Here is a 19708-nt window from a genome sequence, read left to right as displayed (position 1 = left end):
GGATCGTGACCGATCCTGTCCTTGCTGCGGCCCGCCGCCTTCTTGACCGTTTCTCCTCTCCCGGCCTCATCCTCGTCGCCATTTCCGGCGGCAGTGATTCGAAAGGATTGCTGCTCGCGCTGAGGGCTGCGCTCGACAAAACAAGCGGGTTCACGCTGGCTGCCTGTACGGTTGATCATGGTCTGCGGCAAGGCTCGGACGCGGAGGCGCGGGATGTTGCTGACTTCTGCGCCGGGCTCGGCGTTGCCCACACGATCCGAAGCTGGACAGGTGAAAAACCGTCGGCCGGCCTACAGGCCGCCGCGCGCGAGGCGCGATATGCCATGCTTTGTGAAGCTGCTGTCGATCTCGACGCCATATGCATCGTCACGGCCCATACCGCGGATGATCAGGCTGAAACCATCGCCATGCGCAAGGCTCGCTCAACGGAGCGGACGGTGGGGCTGTCGGGCATGGCGGATGCGGTACTCTATGACCGGCAGGTCTGGATCATGCGGCCCTTTCTCTCTCTTCGCCGTGAGGCCATCCGCAAGTATCTGCGGGAACGGGGAGAGGGCTGGTTCGACGATCCCAGCAATGCCAATCCGGCATTCGAACGGGTGAGGATGCGCAACCTGCTTTCCCAGGAGGATGATAGACAGGTGCCAGCCGCCCCATCATCCGGCCCTTCGGGCCAACGGCGCATGGCGCGCGCTGATCGCATGGCGCAGTTGTTTGCTGGAGTTTCTGTCGCCGGGGGGCTTGTCGCCCGGATCGAGCCAACCTTGGTCAGCCACATTGAGCAGCCGGACGTGCGTGATGCCATTCCGCTGCTCGCTGCAGTCATCGGCGGCGTTGCGCATGTGCCGGGCCATGATGCGGTTGACCGTGTTGCCGCGTTTCTGGCGAACGGGATGCCCGGTCGAATCACGACTTCCCGCGCAGTCTTTGACCGCAGGCGGGATGCCCTTTATCTCTACCGTGAAAACAGGGGGCTGGCCGTCTCGGAGATTGCTCCTGGAGAAACCCGTATCTGGGATGGTCGTTTTCTTGTTCGGAACAAGGAGCGATCGAGGATCCGGCTCACACCGCTCGCCAAGCCGGAGCTGGGTGCCGTCGAGGCGAGACTGATCGCCGCAGGGGTGCCCCCGGCAATTGCCCGCCGCGCCGCGCCAGCCGCAATGCCATCGATTTCGCAAATCTCGGGCAAGGGGCCGACAAACGTCGAACTTGAGCGCCATATCGCCCTCTACGACACCTTTTTGCCGCGTTTCGACCTGACACTTGCCAATCGTCTTGCCGCGCTTTTCGGCCGTAATCGGTATTTGGCACCTCCGGTTCACGATGTATTGACGGAAATGAAGGGTGATTGAGCGGTTTGCCTTGGCAAGGCGCTCCCTCAACCCTATGTTATCAGCAGAATGTGACCTCAAATCATTTGTGGTTGCGACGACAGGTTCCGGGGAGTTCGATGAACCCTAATTTTCGAAATTTTGCCCTCTGGGCAATCATTGCCTTGTTGCTGATCGCGCTGTTCAGCATGTTTCAGCAACCAGCCGAACGGACCGGGTCGCGTGAGATTCCCTTTTCGCAATTCCTGAAGGAAGTTGACAGCAGCCGCGTCAAGGAAGTTGTGATCACCGGCAACAAGGTGATCGGTTCCTATGCCGAAAGTGGCGCGACCTTCCAGACCTATGCGCCGGCGATCGATACGACGCTGACCGAGCGCCTTGAATCCAAGAACGTGACCGTTACCGTGCGCCCGGAATCAGATGGATCCTCCGGTTTCCTTAGCTATATCGGCACGCTGTTGCCGATGCTGCTGATCCTTGGTGTCTGGCTGTTCTTCATGCGCCAGATGCAGGGTGGTTCGCGTGGTGCGATGGGTTTCGGCAAGTCCAAGGCGAAGTTGCTCACCGAAGCGCATGGCCGCGTCACGTTTGATGACGTCGCCGGCGTAGACGAAGCCAAGCAGGACCTGGAAGAAATCGTCGAATTCCTGCGCGATCCGCAGAAGTTCCAGCGCCTCGGCGGCCGTATCCCGCGCGGCGTATTGCTTGTTGGCCCTCCCGGCACAGGCAAGACCCTGCTTGCCCGCTCGGTTGCCGGCGAAGCCAATGTGCCGTTTTTCACGATCTCGGGTTCCGACTTCGTTGAAATGTTCGTCGGTGTTGGTGCAAGCCGCGTCCGCGACATGTTCGAGCAGGCCAAGAAGAATGCGCCCTGCATCATCTTCATCGACGAAATCGACGCCGTAGGTCGTCATCGCGGCGCCGGTCTCGGCGGCGGCAACGACGAGCGCGAACAGACGCTGAACCAGTTGCTGGTCGAGATGGATGGTTTCGAAGCCAATGAAGGCATCATCCTGATCGCCGCGACCAACCGGCCCGACGTTCTCGACCCGGCGCTTTTGCGTCCAGGCCGTTTCGACCGTCAGGTTGTCGTTCCGAACCCGGATATCAACGGCCGCGAGCGTATTCTCAAGGTTCATATTCGCAACGTGCCGCTGGCCCCGAATGTCGACCTGAAGGTTCTGGCACGCGGTACGCCCGGTTTCTCCGGTGCCGATCTGATGAACCTCGTCAACGAAGCGGCCCTGATGGCGGCACGTCGCAACAAGCGCGTCGTCACCATGCTCGAATTCGAAGACGCCAAGGACAAGATCATGATGGGTGCGGAACGCCGCTCCTCCGCCATGACCGAAGCCGAAAAGAAGCTGACCGCCTACCACGAAGCTGGCCATGCCATCACCGCGCTCAAGGTGCCGGTTGCCGATCCGCTGCACAAGGCAACGATCATCCCGCGCGGGCGTGCGCTCGGCATGGTCATGCAGTTGCCGGAAGGCGACCGCTATTCCATGAGCTACAAGTGGATGGTATCGCGCCTCGTGATCATGATGGGCGGCCGTGTTGCGGAAGAGATTACGTTTGGTAAGGAAAACATCACATCCGGCGCATCGTCCGATATCGAACAGGCGACCAAGCTAGCGCGTGCGATGGTCACGCAGTGGGGCTTCTCCGACGTTCTGGGCCATGTTGCCTATGGTGAAAACCAGCAGGAGGTGTTTCTCGGCCATTCGGTCTCTCAGTCGAAGAACGTCTCGGAATCGACGGCGCAGAAAATCGACAGCGAAGTACGCCGCCTGATCGACGAAGCCTACGTTGAAGCGACCCGCATCATCACCGAGATGAACAGCGAGTTTGTCGCGATCGCCGAGGGGCTGCTCGAATATGAAACGCTGACGGGGGAAGAGATCAAGGCCTTGATCCGTGGCGAGAAGCCGGCGCGCGATCTTGGCGACGATTCCACGCCACATCGTGGCTCGGCCGTTCCTTCCGCTGGCAAGAAAGATGCCGGCAACAAGGGCGACGAAGCTGAGGGCGGTTTCGAGCCGCAGCCCCAATAGGGGCAGGTTGCTCAGCCAAATGATTGAAGCCGCCTCCTCAAGGGGCGGCTTTTGCATGCGTTGTTCGCAGCAATTTCCGAAGGTAACGTCCTGTAACGATTTCTGATGTTACAACGGGCTGTCGCGACCGCCAATCTGTGGCAAAAGTTCGAAATCCGACTGCAATGCCGCCGACTGGTATTGTGAGCAGGCGCTGGTTGCAAAGGCAGAAATGTGAGGTGCCTGTATGCGTTCTGGATCCGAGAAGCGCGCGGCCGCCAGGAGAAGCAAACGAGTTGTAGCAGTCCCGGGCATTGACACGCCCGCCGAGACCGCCGCCCGCCCATCGAATGGAGTGATTATGAAGCGCAAATATTTCGGCACGGATGGTATCCGCGGTCAATCCAATCTGTTTCCGATGACGCCCGATCTCGCCATGCGCGTGGGCATCGCCGTCGGCACGATTTTTCGCCGGGGCGCCCACCGTCACCGGGTCGTCATCGGCAAGGATACCCGCCTTTCCGGGTACATGCTCGAAAACGCCATGGTTGCCGGGTTCACGGCAGCGGGCGTCGACGCCTTTGTTCTCGGCCCTATCCCCACGCCGGCCGTGGCCATGCTGACCCGGTCCCTGCGTGCAGATATCGGTGTCATGATCTCCGCATCCCACAATCCTTTCGAGGACAATGGCATCAAGCTCTTCGGTCCTGACGGCTACAAGCTCTCGGACGATATCGAAGCGCAGATAGAAGATCTGCTCGATCAGGACCTTTCCGGCCAGCTGGCAAAGTCCAATGATATCGGGCGCGCCAAGCGCATAGATGGTGTCCATGATCGCTATATCGAACATGCCAAGCGCACCTTGACCCGTGATGTGACCCTGAAGGGCCTGCGCGTTGCGATCGATTGCGCCAACGGTGCTGCCTATAAGGTTGCCCCTGCTGCTCTTTGGGAACTTGGCGCCGACGTGGTGACACTCGGCACGGAGCCCAATGGTCAGAACATCAATCTGGATTGTGGCTCGACCCATCCGGAGGCGCTTTCGCACAAGGTCCATGAGGTCCGCGCCGACATCGGTATCGCGCTCGATGGCGATGCCGACCGTGTTCTGATCGTCGACGAGCGTGGCAAGATCATCGATGGTGACCAGCTGATGGCGGTCATTGCCGATAGCTGGGCTGCGGACGGGCTATTGTCTGGCAACGGTATTGTCGCGACGGTAATGTCGAACCTTGGCCTCGAGCGGCATTTGCAGTCCAAGGGGCTTGAACTGCACCGCACCAAGGTTGGCGACCGCTATGTAGTCGAGCGCATGCGTGAGGGCGGCTTCAACCTTGGCGGGGAGCAGTCAGGCCATATCGTGTTGTCGGACTTCGGCACCACCGGTGACGGTCTCGTGGCGGCATTGCAAATTCTTGCCTGTGTCAAGCGGCAGGGCAAACCGGTGAGCGAGGTCTGCAATCGTTTCGAGCCTGTTCCGCAGGTGCTGAAAAACGTTCGCATGTCGGCCGGCAAGCCGCTGGAGGAGCCGATGGTGCGCCAGGCGATTGCCGACGCCGAAGCGGAACTTGCCAGGAACGGTCGCCTGCTCATCCGCCCTTCGGGGACAGAACCGCTTATCCGCGTCATGGCGGAGGGTGACGATCGCGCGCAGGTCGAGCGTATCGTCGATGAACTCATCGGCGTCATCGGCAATGTTCGTACCGCTGCGTGAACGCGGCGACGATAGGATATTCCGAGCGAGAACGACGAAATGGGCACCGGTCTCAATGGCCGGTGTTTTGCGTTTCGAGGCTGAATTTTCATGCGCGGATACGTTACCAAACATAGTAAATTTCTATGCTTAATCCAATGTTAACCGAGGTTTGCGAGGATGGCCCCAGTGCAAATACTGCCTAGCGCAGTTACACATTGGAACGTTATCGGAGATGTCGATGCAAAAGTATCTGATTGCCCTGGCGGCGGCTATGCTCGCAAGTACTTCCGCTTCGGCGGCAGACCTGCTTTATGAAGAACCCCCGCCGGTTGTTGTGCCAATGGGTGGCTGGTATCTCCGCGGCGACATTGGCATGAGCAATCAGGGCCTTGGCCGTCTGGAGCATCCGCTCTTCGACGATGTCGAAATTCATGACATGGCTGACGGTGGCGACTTCGGTAGTGCGCCCACGGCTCAGTTCGGTGTGGGTTATCAGTTCAACGACTGGCTGCGCGCCGACGGTATCGTTCAGTACCGCGGCAAGGCAGAGTTCAGCGGTGCTGACCGCTACGGCCACAACGAAGACGATGGCGTTGTCTGGGACGGTACCAACGCTTACAGCGGTGAAAAGTCTGAATGGCTATTGATGGCAAACGCTTACGTCGATATCGGCGAATGGTACGGCGTCACGCCTTACGTCGGTGCCGGTATCGGTGCTTCGCGCAACACGATTTCCAATTTCCGTGATGTCAATTTCCCCACACGCGGTCTCGCCTATGCGGACGGCGCTGAAAATTGGGATCTGGCCTGGGCGCTTCACGCCGGTATCGCCTTCAAGGCAAGCGATCGCCTGACGCTCGACTTCGGTTACAGCTACCTCGATCTTGGCGATGGCAAGACGGCCAAGATCCACACGTATGACGACTCTGTCACCAACACGCCGATGACGTTCAAGAACATCACGTCGCATGACTTCAAGATGGGTATGCGTTACGCGCTGCAATAGGAATTGCGGACAGGAAAGACAAAAGGGGCTGCCGGCGATCGGTGGCCCTTTTTCGTTGCTGAACCCCGTGCACCATCGGTTAACGTTTTGCGAAGCGATATGGTTAACCGCCGCTTAACCAGTCCTTGCAATAGTTAACACTTGTAAACGGGGTGGCATCGATTCGTGTGTCGCCGCAACAGGCAGGCAAGGATACGATGATAAACTGGCGGCATGTTCTCCTGGCGGCTTCGGCGCCGCTTGTTCTGGCCATCGCTCCTGGCTTTACATCGTCTGCTCATGCGGCCGACGACCTGCTCGATGCGCCCGAAGTCACGATCTCCTCTGCCGAAAACGCAACGAGCGGGATCTATCTGCGGGGTGATATCGGCTATGCGCCCTGGAGCAGCGAAGGCGACCCCTCACTTCGTTTCGATGCGCCGGCACCGGCCGGCCTTGCCGGTGTCACTTTCGATGACGCCCGCTTCGGCAAGCCGCTTTCGGGTAGTGTCGGCATCGGCTACCAGTTCAACGATATGGTCCGTGCCGATTTCACCACGGATTATTTCAAGGATCGGTTCGAGGGCAGGGGCGAAAGCGCTGCACCTTGTGCAGGCGAGGGGGCTGGCACCTCCTGTGGGCTGAATGCGAATGCGGACTACAGGGCGATCGGTCTGATGGCCAATGGCTATGTTGATCTTGGAACGCTTGCGGGCTTCACGCCCTATATCGGTGGCGGCATTGGTTCGACCCACCTGAGCTGGGACAGCGTCTCGGTGAGCGGTGTCTGCATTGACGGCGCCGGGGCTTGCGCCGGCGGGCCTGCGACGGCCGATGACTTCAATGGCGAAAACAGCTGGCGCTTCACCTATGCGCTCATGGCAGGGTTTTCCTATGATCTCAGCGACCGGTTGAAACTCGATTTTGGCTATCGCTATTCCGATATCACCGGCGGCGATATCTTCCGCGGCACAAATTTACGTGGCAAGGATGATGGCCTTAGCCGTCATGAATTCCGTGCGGGCTTGCGCTTCTCTCTCTGGTAGATGGCGCGTGGCGGCTGTTACCGCAGCGCCAAAAATTTTGCCCCCTGCGACACAAGTTTCTTGACTTCCGGAGTCTCCGAGAATATTCACGGCGGCGGGACACTCCTCCCCAACGAGGAGCTATCTATCTGGAAGGATAGCAGATGGCGAAGACCGCAAAGCCGGACGTACGTCCGCAAAATACCCATTTTTCTTCTGGCCCTTGCTCGAAGCGCCCCGGTTGGACGCTCGATGCTCTCTCCGACGCGCCGCTTGGCCGTTCGCACCGTGCGAAAGTCGGAAAGACCAAGCTGCAGCAGGCCATAGATCTTACCCGTGAAATTCTGGAGGTGCCGGCGGATTACCGTATCGGCATCGTGCCCGCGTCCGATACTGGCGCTCTCGAAATGGCGCTCTGGTCGCTGCTCGGTGAGCGCGGCGTTGACATGCTGGCCTGGGAAAGCTTCGGCGCCGGCTGGGTGACTGATGTCGTGAAGCAGCTGAAGCTCAAGGACGTCCGCCGCATTGAAGCCGGTTACGGCGAGCTGCCGGACCTGACCACCGTCGATTTCGACCGTGATGTCGTCTTCACCTGGAACGGCACCACCTCTGGCGTCCGTGTTCCGAACGCCGATTTTATTCCGGCTGACCGCAAGGGCCTGACAATCTGCGACGCCACCTCGGCGGCTTTCGCGCAGAACCTCGATTTCGCCAAGCTCGATGTCGTTACCTTCTCCTGGCAGAAGGTTCTCGGCGGTGAGGGCGCCCATGGCGTCATCATCCTCTCGCCGCGTGCTGTCGAGCGTCTGCTTACCTACACCCCGGCCTGGCCGTTGCCAAAAATCTTCCGCATGACTTCGGGTGGCAAGCTCTCTGAAGGCATCTTCAAGGGCGAGACCATCAACACGCCCTCCATGCTCTGCGTCGAGGACTATATCGATGCACTGCTCTGGGCGCGGAAGATCGGCGGCCTCAAGGCGCTGATTGCGCGTGCGGATGCCAATACCAAGGTCATCACCGATTTCGTTGCCGCCAATGACTGGATCGCCAATCTGGCCGTGAAGCCGGAAACGGCCTCAAACACCTCAGTCTGCCTCCGGATCGTCGATAAGGACGTCGAAGCGCTGGATGCCGATGGCCAGGCTGGTTTTGCCAAGGGTGTCGTCACCCTCCTGGAAAAGGAAGGCGTCGCTTACGACATCGGCGCTTATCGCGATGCGCCTTCGGGCCTGCGCATCTGGGCCGGTGCGACCATCGAAGCTGCCGACATGGAAAAGCTCATGCCGTGGCTCTCCTGGGCTTTCGAGACCCAGAAGGCAACGCTTTCACAGGTTGCTGCCTGACGTGACATGCCAAGGGCTTCGCCAGCGGGCGAAGCCTTCCATTCCCACTATTTTCATCGCTGACCGTTTTTGAAGGAAGCCCATCATGGCACCTCGCGTTCTCGTATCCGACGAACTGTCGGAAACCGCTGTCCAGATCTTTCGCGATCGTGGCGTCGAAGTCGATTTCCAGCCGCAACTCGGCAAGGACAAGGACAAGCTTGCCGAAATCATCGGCAATTATGACGGCCTTGCCATCCGCTCCGCCACCAAGGCGACCGAAAAGCTGATCGCGGCCGCGACCAACCTCAAGGTTATCGGCCGCGCCGGCATCGGTGTTGATAACGTCGACATTCCGGCTGCATCGCGCCGCGGTATCATCGTCATGAACACGCCCTTCGGCAACTCGATCACGACGGCGGAACACGCCATTGCGCTGATGTTCGCCGTGGCCCGCCAGCTTCCCGCCGCCGACAGCTCCACCCAGGCCGGCAAGTGGGAAAAGTCGAAGTTCATGGGCGTCGAGATCACCGGCAAGACGCTCGGCGTCATCGGGGCCGGCAATATTGGCGGCATCGTCTGCAAGAAGGCGATCGGCATCGGCATGCATGTTCTGGCCTACGATCCCTTCCTGTCGGCCGAGCGCGCCCAGGAAATGGGCGTCACCAAGGTGGAGCTCGACGAACTGCTGGCCAAGGCCGATTTCATCACCCTGCACGTTCCGATGACCGACAAGACGCGCGGCATTCTCGGCCGTGAAAACCTTGCCAAGACCAAGCCGGGCGTGCGCATCATCAACTGCGCGCGCGGCGGTCTGGTCGACGAGGCGGCCCTTGCCGACGCGATCAAGTCCGGCCATGTCGCTGGTGCAGGCTTTGACGTCTTCGAGGTCGAGCCTGCCAAGGAAAGCCCGCTCTTCGGCCTGCCGAACGTTGTCTGCACGCCGCACCTCGGCGCTTCCACCACGGAAGCGCAGGAGAACGTGGCGCTGCAGGTTGCCGAGCAGATGTCGGATTACCTCGTCAAGGGTGCCGTCTCCAACGCGATCAACATGCCCTCAATCACGGCTGAGGAAGCTCCGCTTCTGAAGCCCTTCATCAGGCTTGCAGACGTGCTCGGCGCCTTTGTTGGCCAGGTCACGGAAAGCGCGATCAAGGAAATCGAGATCCTCTACGACGGTTCGACCGCCGGTATGAACACCAAGGCGCTGACCAGTGCGGCGCTCGCCGGCCTGATCCGCAGCCAGGTGGCCGACGTCAACATGGTTTCCGCGCCGATCATGATCAAGGAAAAGGGTATCATCCTCTCCGAGGTCAAGCGCGACAAGTCGGGCGTCTTCGATGGCTACATCAAGCTGACAGTGACCACCGCCAACCAGACACGGTCCGTTGCCGGTACCGTTTTCTCCGACGGCAAGCCGCGCTTCATCCAGATCAAGGACATCAACCTGGATGCCGATGTCGGTAACCACATGATCTACGTCACCAACACCGACGTTCCCGGCATGATCGGCTTCATCGGCATGACGCTGGGCAATGCCGGCGTCAACATCGCCAACTTCCAGCTCGGCCGCAAGGATGCGGGTTCGGATGCTATCGCGCTATTGTACGTCGATGGCCCGGTTTCTGATGAGGTTCTGGACAAGTTGCGTGCCAATGACGCCATCCGTCAGGCTAAGCTTCTGACCTTCAACGTCGATTGATGTCGCCGCCTGCTGCTCCCTGGGCGGCAGGTGCTTTTACCGTCAGCTTCTCTCAAGACTGGCTTTCATGGCGCGCCGATCTTCATCGGCGCGCCATATCTGTTCAATAATGACCGTGTTTATAGTCAAGCTCCGTGGACGATGATGATGCAGGCACAGCGGAAGTTTCAATGGCGGCAAGCGTCGCCGGGCGATATCGATGCGATCCTTGCCATCCAGGCCATCGCCCATGCCGATTTCCCCGAAGACAAGGCCGTGCTGGCCGAGCGGCTGGCGCTTTGTCCCAAGGGCTGTTTCGTCTTGGTTGATGGAGACGAAGTCCATGGCTATCTGCTGAGCCATCCTTGGAAACGTTGCCTGCCGCCGCCGCTCAATCGGCCGCTCGGCGCCGTTCCTGATGATGCCGACTGCTGGTATCTGCATGACCTGGCGCTGCTGCCGATGACGCGCGGATCCGGAGCGGGGGCAGGAATCGTCGCGAAACTCATGACGCTCGCTCACGATGAGGGATACGGCTTCATCGGACTGGTGTCTGTCGGTGGCTCACGCCCATTCTGGCGTAAGCAACATTTTGTCGTGGAGACCAATCCGATGCTGGCGGAAAAGCTCGCGAGCTATGGCGATGGGGCCGCCTACATGGAGCGGAAGCTTCCCTGAAGGCTCCAACGAGGGATCAGGCTTCGATCAATTCAAGCAGCTTGTGCTTCGGCAGGCTTTGGCCTCCCGCGTTCGGCCACCGCAATGCCGACAAGCACAAGAGCCATGGCGATCATGTGGAAGGTTTCCAGCGTTTCTCCGATCAGGAGGATCGAGAGCAGCATGCCGAAGATCGGGATCGTGTTGATGAAGAGCCCGGCCCGGTTCGGCCCGATGAGTTCGACGCCGCGGACATAGAGTATCTGCGACACAAGTGACGGCAGCAATCCGGCATAGGCAACGATCATCCAGCCCTCCGTGTCCGGGAAAATGAAGTTTCCTTGTCCGATTTCCCAAACCAGAAGCGGCAGGCTGCTGAGGAGGGCACCGAAGGCGGAAACGGCAATCAGGCTTTTCCAATGGATTGCGGGTTTCCAGCGGAGCGCTACCGTATAGCCGGCATAGACGAGCACGGCGGCCATCATAAGCGCATCCCCTTGATTGAGCTGCAGGGAAAGGAGGGTGGCCGGATTGCCGTGGGAAGCGGTGAGCCCGACGCCGAAAAGGGTGAGTGTGAAGCCGGCAATCTGGGCCCAGGAAACCGCGGTGCGAAACAGCGCGAAGTTCATCAGGAAGATGACCATCGGAATGCCGGCCTGCTCGATGACCGCGTTGATGGCGCTGGTATACTGCAGAGCCGAGTAAAGAAATGCATTGAACGCCGTGAAGCCGACAGTGCCGTAGCCGAGCAGCAGCAACCAGTTTTTGGCGATGGCCGGCATGTCACGCTTCACCTGGGGGGCGGCAAAGACCAGCAGCACGAGACAGGCGATCACCCAGCGGCTGGTGGTCAGCGTCATCGGGCTGACGTGGCCGACCGCCATCTTGCCCGCCACTGAATTGCCTCCCCATATGGCCGTCGTGATGCACAGGATGATGTAGGCCTGCAGGTTCATGGAGAGCATTTTCTTGTATTTCATGGCGTCGGACTCACGCAATCGGGGCGATAGAGGCCTCGTGATATAGGCTAAAGGTCGCAATTGTCATGCAAAAACCCTGATTCACCTGCCTAACAGGGTCGCTTTCCAAAAAACAAACCAGTATAGATGCGCGGGTTTGAAGGTGGCGCGCTGTAAGGCTTTGCGTGACACGCGCCGAGCAACGGGAAAACGGAAATGACGAATGTCGTGGTGGTCGGCTCGCAGTGGGGCGATGAAGGCAAGGGCAAGATTGTCGATTGGCTGTCGGAACGCGCTGATATCGTCGTGCGCTTCCAGGGCGGCCATAACGCCGGTCATACGCTCGTCATCGACGGTATCAGCTACAAGCTCTCGCTTCTGCCTTCGGGTGTCGTTCGCCCCGGCAAGCTCGCCGTCATCGGCAATGGGGTCGTCATCGATCCGCATGCGCTGATTGCGGAAATAGAGAAGCTCGACAAGCAGGGCGTGACCATCACCCCGGACAATCTGCGCGTCGCCGACAACGCGACTCTCATTCTTTCGCTGCACCGCGAGCTTGACGGCATCCGCGAAGATGCTGCTTCCAACAGCGGCACCAAGATCGGCACGACCCGTCGCGGTATCGGCCCTGCCTATGAAGACAAGGTCGGCCGCCGCGCCATCCGCGTCATGGATCTGGCTGACCTCAATACGCTGCCGGCCAAGGTCGATCGGTTGCTGACGCACCACAACGCGCTGCGTCGCGGTCTCGGTGAGGCCGAAGTCAGCCACGAGGCGATCATGCAGGAGCTGTCCTCGATCGCTGCCCGCGTTCTGCCCTTCATGGATACCGTTTGGCTGCTGCTCGACCGTCAGCGCCGCAAGGGTGCCCGCATCCTGTTCGAAGGCGCGCAGGGTACGCTGCTCGACATCGACCATGGCACCTATCCGTTCGTGACGTCGTCCAACACGGTCGCCGGACAGGCTGCTGCCGGCTCCGGCATGGGTCCAGGCGCGCTCGGCTACATCCTCGGTATCACCAAGGCCTACACGACTCGTGTCGGCGAAGGCCCGTTCCCGACGGAACTGCATGACGAGATCGGCCAGTTCCTGGGTGAAAAGGGTCATGAGTTCGGTACTGTTACCGGCCGCAAGCGCCGTTGCGGCTGGTTCGACGCGGCGCTCGTGCGCCAGTCGGTCGCCACCAACGGCATCACCGGCATCGCCCTGACCAAACTCGATGTGCTCGATGGTCTCGACGAACTGAAGATCTGCATCGGCTATACGCTGGATGGCGTCGAAATCGATCACCTGCCGGCAAGCCAGGCCCAGCAGGCGCAGGCGAAGCCGGTCTACATCACTCTCGAAGGCTGGAAGGAATCGACGGTCGGCGCGCGCAGCTGGGCGGACCTCCCGGCGCAGGCGATCAAATATGTTCGTCAGGTTGAGGAGTTGATCGGCGCCCCTGTCGCTCTTCTTTCCACAAGCCCGGAGCGCGACGACACGATACTTGTGACAGACCCATTTGAAGACTAATCTTCGTGGTCTGATCTGGAAAAGAATGGCTCGGCTCTGAAAGAGCCGAGCGCCCTGCAGGGTATGAGAAAGTTCTGATGGCGGATTTTGTTGCTGTTATTCGAAGGACCGTTGATGGTCTCTCGGACAATGTTCCTGAAATGCGGTCGAAGGTCTATGAAAAGGCCCGGAGTGCCGTTCGCCGTCAACTTGAAAGCATGAAGCCGCGTCCTTCGGACCATATGATCGAGCGTCAGATGACGAAGCTCGAGGCGGCGATCAACGAGGTCGAGAGCGACTACGACGAAGCCCTGCCGGCGATCGAGGATGCCGATTTCGCGCCAGAGGCGGCCGCTGCCGTCTATCACGAGCCGGTTGTGCAGGAGCCGGAACCCGCGCCATCGGAGGCTGCCGCAGAATACGCCGAGCCGGCGGAGCCCGAGCCAGTAGCAGAAGCCGAGCCGGAACCTGCATCCGAACCTGAGCAGATCGAAGCTGCCGAAGACCAGGCGCCGATTGTCGAGCCTGCGCCACAGCACGACCCCGGTGTCGAGGAGGCCTACGCCGAGCCGGTGACAGGGGTGTTGCAGGATGCTCCCGAGTATACCGAAGCCGAGGCCTATCACGACACGCCGGTAGCGCCGGAACCCGAGTGGTCCGAGCCCGAGACCGCTGACGCCTCCGAGCCTTTCGTTTCGCCTGAGCATCATGCGTCAGCCGAGGATCACGACGTCGTTTCCATCGACGAGGAGGAGCCTGTCTCTGCGCCGGTCGAGGCGGAGCCTGCCGTTGAAGTAGAACCGGTGGATACACGGGAGCATCAGGCAGTCGAAGACGTGCCTTTCGTTCAGTCGGAAGAGCCATGGCAGGAGCCAGCTTCGGTCGAGCCCGTCGAGATGCCGTCGGTTGAGGATACCCGCGCCGAGGCAGAAGCGCCAATCGCCGGTTCCGAATGGGATCTTCCGGAATGGGAACAACAGGCACCCATGGCGGCGAGTGCGGTTGTCGAGCCTGTCTGGACAGAACGCGCCTCGGATGATGCCGACGGCAAGGTGGTCGATCTGGCCGATTATATGCCGCCGGAATCTGCTGCTGGTGGTGCCCGGCAGGGCGCTCCGACCGAGCCGTCGCACTCCTGGGAATGGGACGACAGCGATCCTTTCCAGCAACCGACCAAGACAGCCTCCGTGGAAGGCAGTGAGCCCGCTGTTTCCGATTGGTCATGGCCGGTCGAGAAGCCCGTGACGCCTGAGGCTCCCGCAGGGTTGCCAACCGCCCATTGGGACGATATCGACCAGTTGCTTGACAAGGGTGAGCAGGCACAACCCGCTGCCACGCCTTCCGTGCCGGATCCAGAGACCATGGCGGCGCCCGCGCGCCCGGTCTCCTATCGCGTCGAGCCGCGACGCTCGGGGTCGGGTCTCAAGATCGCCGGCATTGCAGTGGTTCTCCTGGCTGCGCTCGGCGGCAGCGGTTATGCTTACTGGCTGAACCGTGATGTCGTGAATAAGTGGGTCACTGAAACCGTTGCTTCGGTCACCACATCTGCACCTGTTTCGACGACACCTGTTTCAACGACGACGGAAACACCGGCTACATCCAAGCCTGCCACGGAAACACCAGCAGCAACGAATACCGATAGCGCGCAGCCCAAGACGGATGTTGCATCGCTGGACAGCAGTGCGACGAAGTTCACGCAACGCCTCCAGACGGATGGCTCCGAGGTTGACAGCGGTCCGGCTGCCTTGCCGACCGGCGATGCCAGCAGCGAAGCCGAGGGCAAATCCGTAGCTGCCCAGACCGAAGCCGGAACGCCGGCTGCCCAGGCCAATGCCGCCACCACCGCGACCAATCCCGCAGCCGGTGCTGCGACAACCCCCGCAACGGGAACCGGGCAGTCGCCAACCCCTGCAAACGTTCAAGTTCCCGAGGGCGCTCAGAAGATGTTCCTCTACGAGGAGCGTCTCGGCCAATCGTCGCCGACGGCGATAGAGGGAACGGTTGCCTGGTCACTCAAGGAAGAATCTCCAGGCAACGACGCTCCGCCGGAACCGACGGTTCAGGCGCAGATCAGCGTGCCCGAGCGTGGCCTGACGGCGCTGATGACGTTGAAGCGAAACACCGACCCATCGCTGCCTGCAAGCCATGTCATCGAGTTTGTCTTCTCGTTGCCCGAGAATTTCGAAGGCGGCAGCATCGACAGCGTCCAGCGCGTATCGATGAAGCAGACAGAACAGGCGCGGGGCGATGCCCTGATCGCCGTGCCAGCCAAGATCACGGACGACTTCCACATGATCGCGCTGAACGATTATCCGGAGGCGGTCGCGACCAACACCGAGCTTCTGCGGACGCGCAGCTGGGTCGATGTTCCCCTGACCTATCGCAATGGTCGTCGTGCACTTCTGACCCTGGAAAAGGGTCCGGCAGGGACGGAAGCCTTTACCAAGGCGCTGCAGGCCTGGAGTCGCGCACCGGCGGCGAGCGGCCAGTAATCGGAGAAACGGTCTGCTCTGGCCGTACTCAATCGCAAGTCAGTCAGACATTAGAGTTTGTCAGGGAAAAGCGGAAACCGGTTTTCCCGAAAAGACAAACGGAAACAAAAGAATCTGGAGGATGTTTGGTTCAATCTGAACCAGACATCCTGTAAAAACCGGCCGGATTGCTCCGACCGGTTTTTCTCGTTTTTGCATGCATCGAGGCGATCAGGCGTCTTCGATGACGCGCAGTTGCTGCGCGCGCTCAAGCGCAGCTTTCTGGACGGCGCCCTGGACCTTTTCGAAGGCGCGAACTTCGATCTGACGAACGCGCTCGCGGCTGATATCGAACTCGGTCGACAGATCTTCCAGCGTTACCGGATCTTCCGTCAGGCGGCGTGCTTCGAATATGCGGCGTTCACGATCGTTCAGCACGCCCATGGCCGTTGCCAGGAGCGCGCGGCGGCTTTCCAGTTCGTCCTGCTCGATGAGCATTTCTTCCTGGCTGTCATGATCGTCGACCAGCCAATCCTGCCATTGACCGCTCTCGCCTTCGCTCGCCTTGATCGGCGCATTGAGCGACGCATCGCCGGAGAGGCGCTGGTTCATCGATATGACTTCGGCCTCGGAAACATTCAGGGTCGTGGCGATCTGCTTGACATGCTCCGGCTTCAGATCACCATCGTCGAGTGCCTGGATCTTGCCTTTCAAGCGGCGCAGGTTGAAGAACAGGCGCTTCTGGTTGGCAGTCGTGCCCATCTTCACCAGCGACCAGGACCGCAGGATATACTCCTGGATCGAGGCCTTGATCCACCACATCGCGTAGGTGGCAAGGCGGAAGCCGCGCTCCGGGTCAAACTTCTTGACGGCCTGCATCAGTCCGACATTGCCTTCGGAAACAACTTCACCGATCGGCAAGCCATACCCACGATAGCCCATCGCAATCTTTGCGACGAGACGCAGGTGGCTGGTAACGAGTTGGTGGGCCGCCTTGCGGTCATCATGCTCCTGATAGCGCTTGGCGAGCATGTACTCTTCCTGCGGCTCGAGCATGGGAAATTTGCGAATTTCGTCGAGATATTTGTTGAGACCACCTTCCGCGGTGATTGTCGGCATCGTACTGCGGGCCATGATTGCACCCCCCTTTCGCGTTCCGGCCTCCTGCTGGCAGGCCGGGCATGTGGGTCTATCCGACCCCACGATGTCTCAGATAAGTACGGCGAAAGCATGATTCAAGAACACCAGTTTCACGACGACGTGATACCAGCGTTGCGTTTTCTTCATGTGGGTTGCAGGGTTTAGATCGTGCCCATCACGAGAATATCAAGGGCCTCGTCGCAAATTTCATGTATCCAACCCGGCGAGCTTCAGAGGAGCGCCGGGTCGGAAAATCTATTGCAAGACGGTCAGTGGATAGACGAGCGGTCGGCTTCTTCTTCCTGACCAACCACGTCCGTGCTGTTCGAACTCAGCCGCACCCGATTGTCATCGACGCTGGTGACGAGATCCAGGGGGATGAAATGGTGGTGGCCTTCGTGACCGGCGCCACTGTCCTTGCGGGTCAGCTTGATGCGATCGCCTTCGACGCGATCGACAGTGCCGACGTGGATGCCGTCGGCGCTGATGACTTCGGCATGTTCTCTGATCTGCGTAGTATCGACCATCGGTTTTCTCCTTTTCGATGGTCTTTCAACGCATGAACGTCCGCAAAGGATGCGTCGTCGATCAAAAAATCATTGTCGCCGTACGGCAATTTCAGGCGAGGCCACCTTTGAGCGCCTTGATAAGTTCCTGCATGTCGTCGGGAACCGGCACCTCGAAGCGCATGGTTTCCCCGGTCGTCGGGTGCTCGAAGGCGAGCATGAAGGCGTGAAGGGCCTGGCGCGGGAAGCGATTGACGACGGCTTTCGCATTGTCCGGCAAGAGATTGGCTTTGGTGCGGAAAGCGGCACCATAATCCGGGTCGCCGATCAGCGGGTGGCCGATATGAGCCATATGGACGCGGATCTGATGAGTACGTCCGGTTTCCAGATGGCATTCGACCATGGACGCCAGCGAGGTTGCATCGGGTTTTTCGAGATAGCGCTCGATCACCTCGTAATGGGTGATGGCTTCCCGTGCATCGTCGGCGTCCTCGCGCTTGACTGCCCGCTTGACGCGGTCGCCGGCGCGGCCGAGCGGGGCGTCGATCGTGCCCTTCAGACCGCGCGGACGTCCCCAGACGATGGCATAGTAGGCCCGCTCCAGCGGTCCGGTACGGCCATGGTCGGCGAACTGGTCGGAGAGGTGGCGGTGGGCGATATCGTTCTTGGCAACGACCATCACGCCGCTGGTATCCTTGTCGAGCCGGTGGACGATGCCCGGCCGCTTGACGCCGCCGATGCCGGAAAGACTGTTGCCGCAATGGTGGATCAGCGCATTGACGAGCGTGCCGGTCCAGTTGCCCGCGCCCGGGTGCATGACGAGGCCGGCAGGTTTGACGAGCACGATCAGGTCGTCGTCTTCGTAAAGCACGTCGAGCGGGATGTCCTCGCCCTTGGGCTCGGGATCCTCAGGTTCCGGTAGGCCGATCTCGAAGATGTCGCCGGGCTGCACCTTCTTTTTCGGTTCCGTGACGGTCTTGCCGTTGACGCTGACCTCACCCTGCTCGATGAGGGCCTTGATCCGGTTGCGGGAAAACTCGCCCTCCAGCGCCTCGGTCAGGTATGCATCCATGCGGCCGCTTGCGTCCTCGTTTGCCGTCAGGACTTTCCTATTGGCTGCCGCTTGTTTAAAGGGGTCGTTCATCGCTTCTTTCAATCCCGCAGGGTAAGGCCAGTCATGTCGCTTCAGGAACCAGACGAACAGGAAGACAAGCCGCTCGATCCGGTGATGGAAAACGTCCGCCGCAAGATGGTTCGCCTACAGCTCGTCTCGGCCGGTGTCATGCTGGTCATGCTTATGGCTGTGCTTGGCGCGATTGTCTACAAGGTGACGCGTACGGACGGCAAACCGGCGCCGCAGACTGCTGGTGTGACCGTCCCGGGTGATGCGCCGATCTCCGGCGTTGCAGCGCTTCCTGCCGGTTTCGTGGTAGCCGATGTTGCGCTTGCCGGCGGACAGATCCTGTTCTATGGGGCAACCGCAACCGGCGAGCAGAAGGCAATCGTCTTCGATATCGCCGCCGGCCGCATCGTTGCGGATATTGCCGTCAAGACGAACTGAGGCTGCCACCTGTCGTGGATACTCCTCTTCAACGCATCGATGATCCCGCAGATCAGCGCATCGCCGGTTTCGTTTCGATCCGCGAGCGCGATCTGACGGGGCGGCAAGGGCTGTTCATCGCTGAGGGTACGGTCGTCCTGCGCATGCTTGCAGCCGCGCACAAGGCGGGCGGCGGCATAGCCGCCGAGGCGATCCTGCTTCTTGAAAATCGCGTTGACGGGCTGCGGGGTCTGCTCTGCGAATTTCCGAAGGAAGTCCCGGTTTATGTTGCCAGTGCCGCTGTCTTCGATGCTATCGCCGGGTTCAACATGCACAGGGGTGTGCTGGCGCTTGGCCGACGTGCGGGTGTGCCTTCTATGGATACGCTGATCGGCGGCCTTGGCCCGCGTAGCCTCGTCCTTGCCGCGTGCGGCATTTCCAACCACGACAATATGGGCTCGATGTTCCGCAATGCTGCCGCGTTCGGGGTGGATGCGATCCTGTTCGACGAGACCTGCTGCGATCCGATGTATCGCAAGGCAATCCGCGTATCGGTCGGCTCGGTGCTTTCGGTACCTTACAGCCGCGAGGGTTCGATCGAGGCGATGCTGGCAAAGCTGCAGGGCGAAGGTTTTGTGATCTGGGGTCTGTCGCCCCGCGGCGCGACGGAGCTCGGTGATATCGCTCCTGCGCCGCGAACCGCGCTGCTGATGGGAACGGAAGGCGAGGGGCTTCCGCAATCGATCCTGTCGTCGATCCGTACGGCTCGCATTCGGCAGCGACCGGGATTGGACAGTCTCAACGTGGCAACTGCGACCGGGATAGCACTGCATCAGGTCGCAACGATCAACGGTCTCGTCTGATATTT

The 19708-nt window shown here is 60.2% G+C and carries 16 protein-coding genes; 12 read left to right on the top strand and 4 right to left on the bottom strand.

Features of this window, described 5'->3' with window-relative positions:
- Positions 1-5 precede the first annotated feature (5 nt).
- From tilS to QO002_RS19305, 8 genes are all read left to right on the top strand, one after another.
- Positions 6-1352 (top strand): tRNA lysidine(34) synthetase TilS, encoded by a 1347-nt coding sequence (gene tilS / locus QO002_RS19340; protein ID WP_307232615.1) that lies wholly within the window; start codon positions 6-8, stop codon positions 1350-1352.
- 98 nt (positions 1353-1450) lie between these two features.
- Positions 1451-3385, top strand: a complete 1935-nt coding sequence (gene ftsH, locus QO002_RS19335; protein WP_307232613.1) for an ATP-dependent zinc metalloprotease FtsH — start codon at positions 1451-1453, stop codon at positions 3383-3385.
- A gap of 340 nt (positions 3386-3725) precedes the next feature.
- Positions 3726-5078, top strand: a complete 1353-nt coding sequence (glmM, locus tag QO002_RS19330; protein WP_307232611.1) for a phosphoglucosamine mutase — start codon at positions 3726-3728, stop codon at positions 5076-5078.
- 220 nt (positions 5079-5298) lie between these two features.
- Positions 5299-6066: an outer membrane protein gene (locus QO002_RS19325; RefSeq protein ID WP_307232609.1), complete on the top strand. Its 768-nt coding sequence runs from the start codon at positions 5299-5301 to the stop codon at positions 6064-6066.
- Positions 6067-6218: 152 nt separating this feature from the next.
- The gene (locus QO002_RS19320) at positions 6219-7091 is read left to right on the top strand and encodes an outer membrane protein (RefSeq protein ID WP_503128897.1); all 873 of its coding nucleotides are present in this window, start codon (positions 6219-6221) and stop codon (positions 7089-7091) included.
- Between the two features lie 143 nt (positions 7092-7234).
- Positions 7235-8413: a phosphoserine transaminase gene (locus QO002_RS19315; protein ID WP_307232607.1), complete on the top strand. Its 1179-nt coding sequence runs from the start codon at positions 7235-7237 to the stop codon at positions 8411-8413.
- An 85-nt stretch (positions 8414-8498) separates the two neighbouring features.
- Positions 8499-10094 carry a phosphoglycerate dehydrogenase gene (serA, locus tag QO002_RS19310; RefSeq protein ID WP_307232605.1) on the top strand — a complete coding sequence of 532 codons (1596 nt, stop codon included), beginning with the start codon at positions 8499-8501 and terminating at the stop codon, positions 10092-10094.
- A 147-nt stretch (positions 10095-10241) separates the two neighbouring features.
- Positions 10242-10751, top strand: a complete 510-nt coding sequence (locus QO002_RS19305; protein WP_307232603.1) for a GNAT family N-acetyltransferase — start codon at positions 10242-10244, stop codon at positions 10749-10751.
- Between the two features lie 32 nt (positions 10752-10783).
- On the opposite strand, the gene QO002_RS19300 is transcribed toward QO002_RS19305, so the two are convergent.
- Entirely contained in the window at positions 10784-11686 is a 903-nt protein-coding gene (locus QO002_RS19300; RefSeq protein ID WP_307233539.1) for a DMT family transporter, read from the bottom strand.
- Positions 11687-11905: 219 nt separating this feature from the next.
- Here QO002_RS19300 and QO002_RS19295 point away from each other — a divergent pair, with 219 nt between their 5' ends.
- Both QO002_RS19295 and QO002_RS19290 read left to right on the top strand, forming a co-directional pair.
- Positions 11906-13204, top strand: a complete 1299-nt coding sequence (locus tag QO002_RS19295; protein WP_307232601.1) for an adenylosuccinate synthase — start codon at positions 11906-11908, stop codon at positions 13202-13204.
- A 77-nt stretch (positions 13205-13281) separates the two neighbouring features.
- The gene (locus QO002_RS19290; protein ID WP_307232599.1) at positions 13282-15675 is read left to right on the top strand and encodes a hypothetical protein; all 2394 of its coding nucleotides are present in this window, start codon (positions 13282-13284) and stop codon (positions 15673-15675) included.
- 210 nt (positions 15676-15885) lie between these two features.
- On the opposite strand, the gene rpoH is transcribed toward QO002_RS19290, so the two are convergent.
- The 3 genes from rpoH to QO002_RS19275 form a co-directional block, all read right to left on the bottom strand.
- The gene (rpoH, locus tag QO002_RS19285) at positions 15886-16788 is read right to left on the bottom strand and encodes an RNA polymerase sigma factor RpoH (RefSeq protein ID WP_307232597.1); all 903 of its coding nucleotides are present in this window, start codon (positions 16786-16788) and stop codon (positions 15886-15888) included.
- A 275-nt stretch (positions 16789-17063) separates the two neighbouring features.
- Entirely contained in the window at positions 17064-17321 is a 258-nt protein-coding gene (locus QO002_RS19280) for a DUF2171 domain-containing protein (protein WP_307232596.1), read from the bottom strand.
- A gap of 91 nt (positions 17322-17412) precedes the next feature.
- Positions 17413-18444: an RluA family pseudouridine synthase gene (locus QO002_RS19275; RefSeq protein ID WP_307232594.1), complete on the bottom strand. Its 1032-nt coding sequence runs from the start codon at positions 18442-18444 to the stop codon at positions 17413-17415.
- Between the two features lie 33 nt (positions 18445-18477).
- On the opposite strand from QO002_RS19275, the gene QO002_RS19270 reads away from it, so the two are divergent.
- The gene (locus tag QO002_RS19270; RefSeq protein WP_307232592.1) at positions 18478-18861 is read left to right on the top strand and encodes a hypothetical protein; all 384 of its coding nucleotides are present in this window, start codon (positions 18478-18480) and stop codon (positions 18859-18861) included.
- A gap of 14 nt (positions 18862-18875) precedes the next feature.
- Entirely contained in the window at positions 18876-19703 is an 828-nt protein-coding gene (locus tag QO002_RS19265) for a TrmH family RNA methyltransferase (protein WP_307232590.1), read from the top strand.
- Positions 19704-19708: the final 5 nt, after the last annotated feature.

The sequence above is a fragment of the Pararhizobium capsulatum DSM 1112 genome, from assembly GCF_030814475.1.
GTDB lineage: Bacteria > Pseudomonadota > Alphaproteobacteria > Rhizobiales > Rhizobiaceae > Pararhizobium > Pararhizobium capsulatum.
Note: the sequence above shows the minus strand (reverse complement) of the source record. Positions and strands in the feature narration are given on the sequence as shown.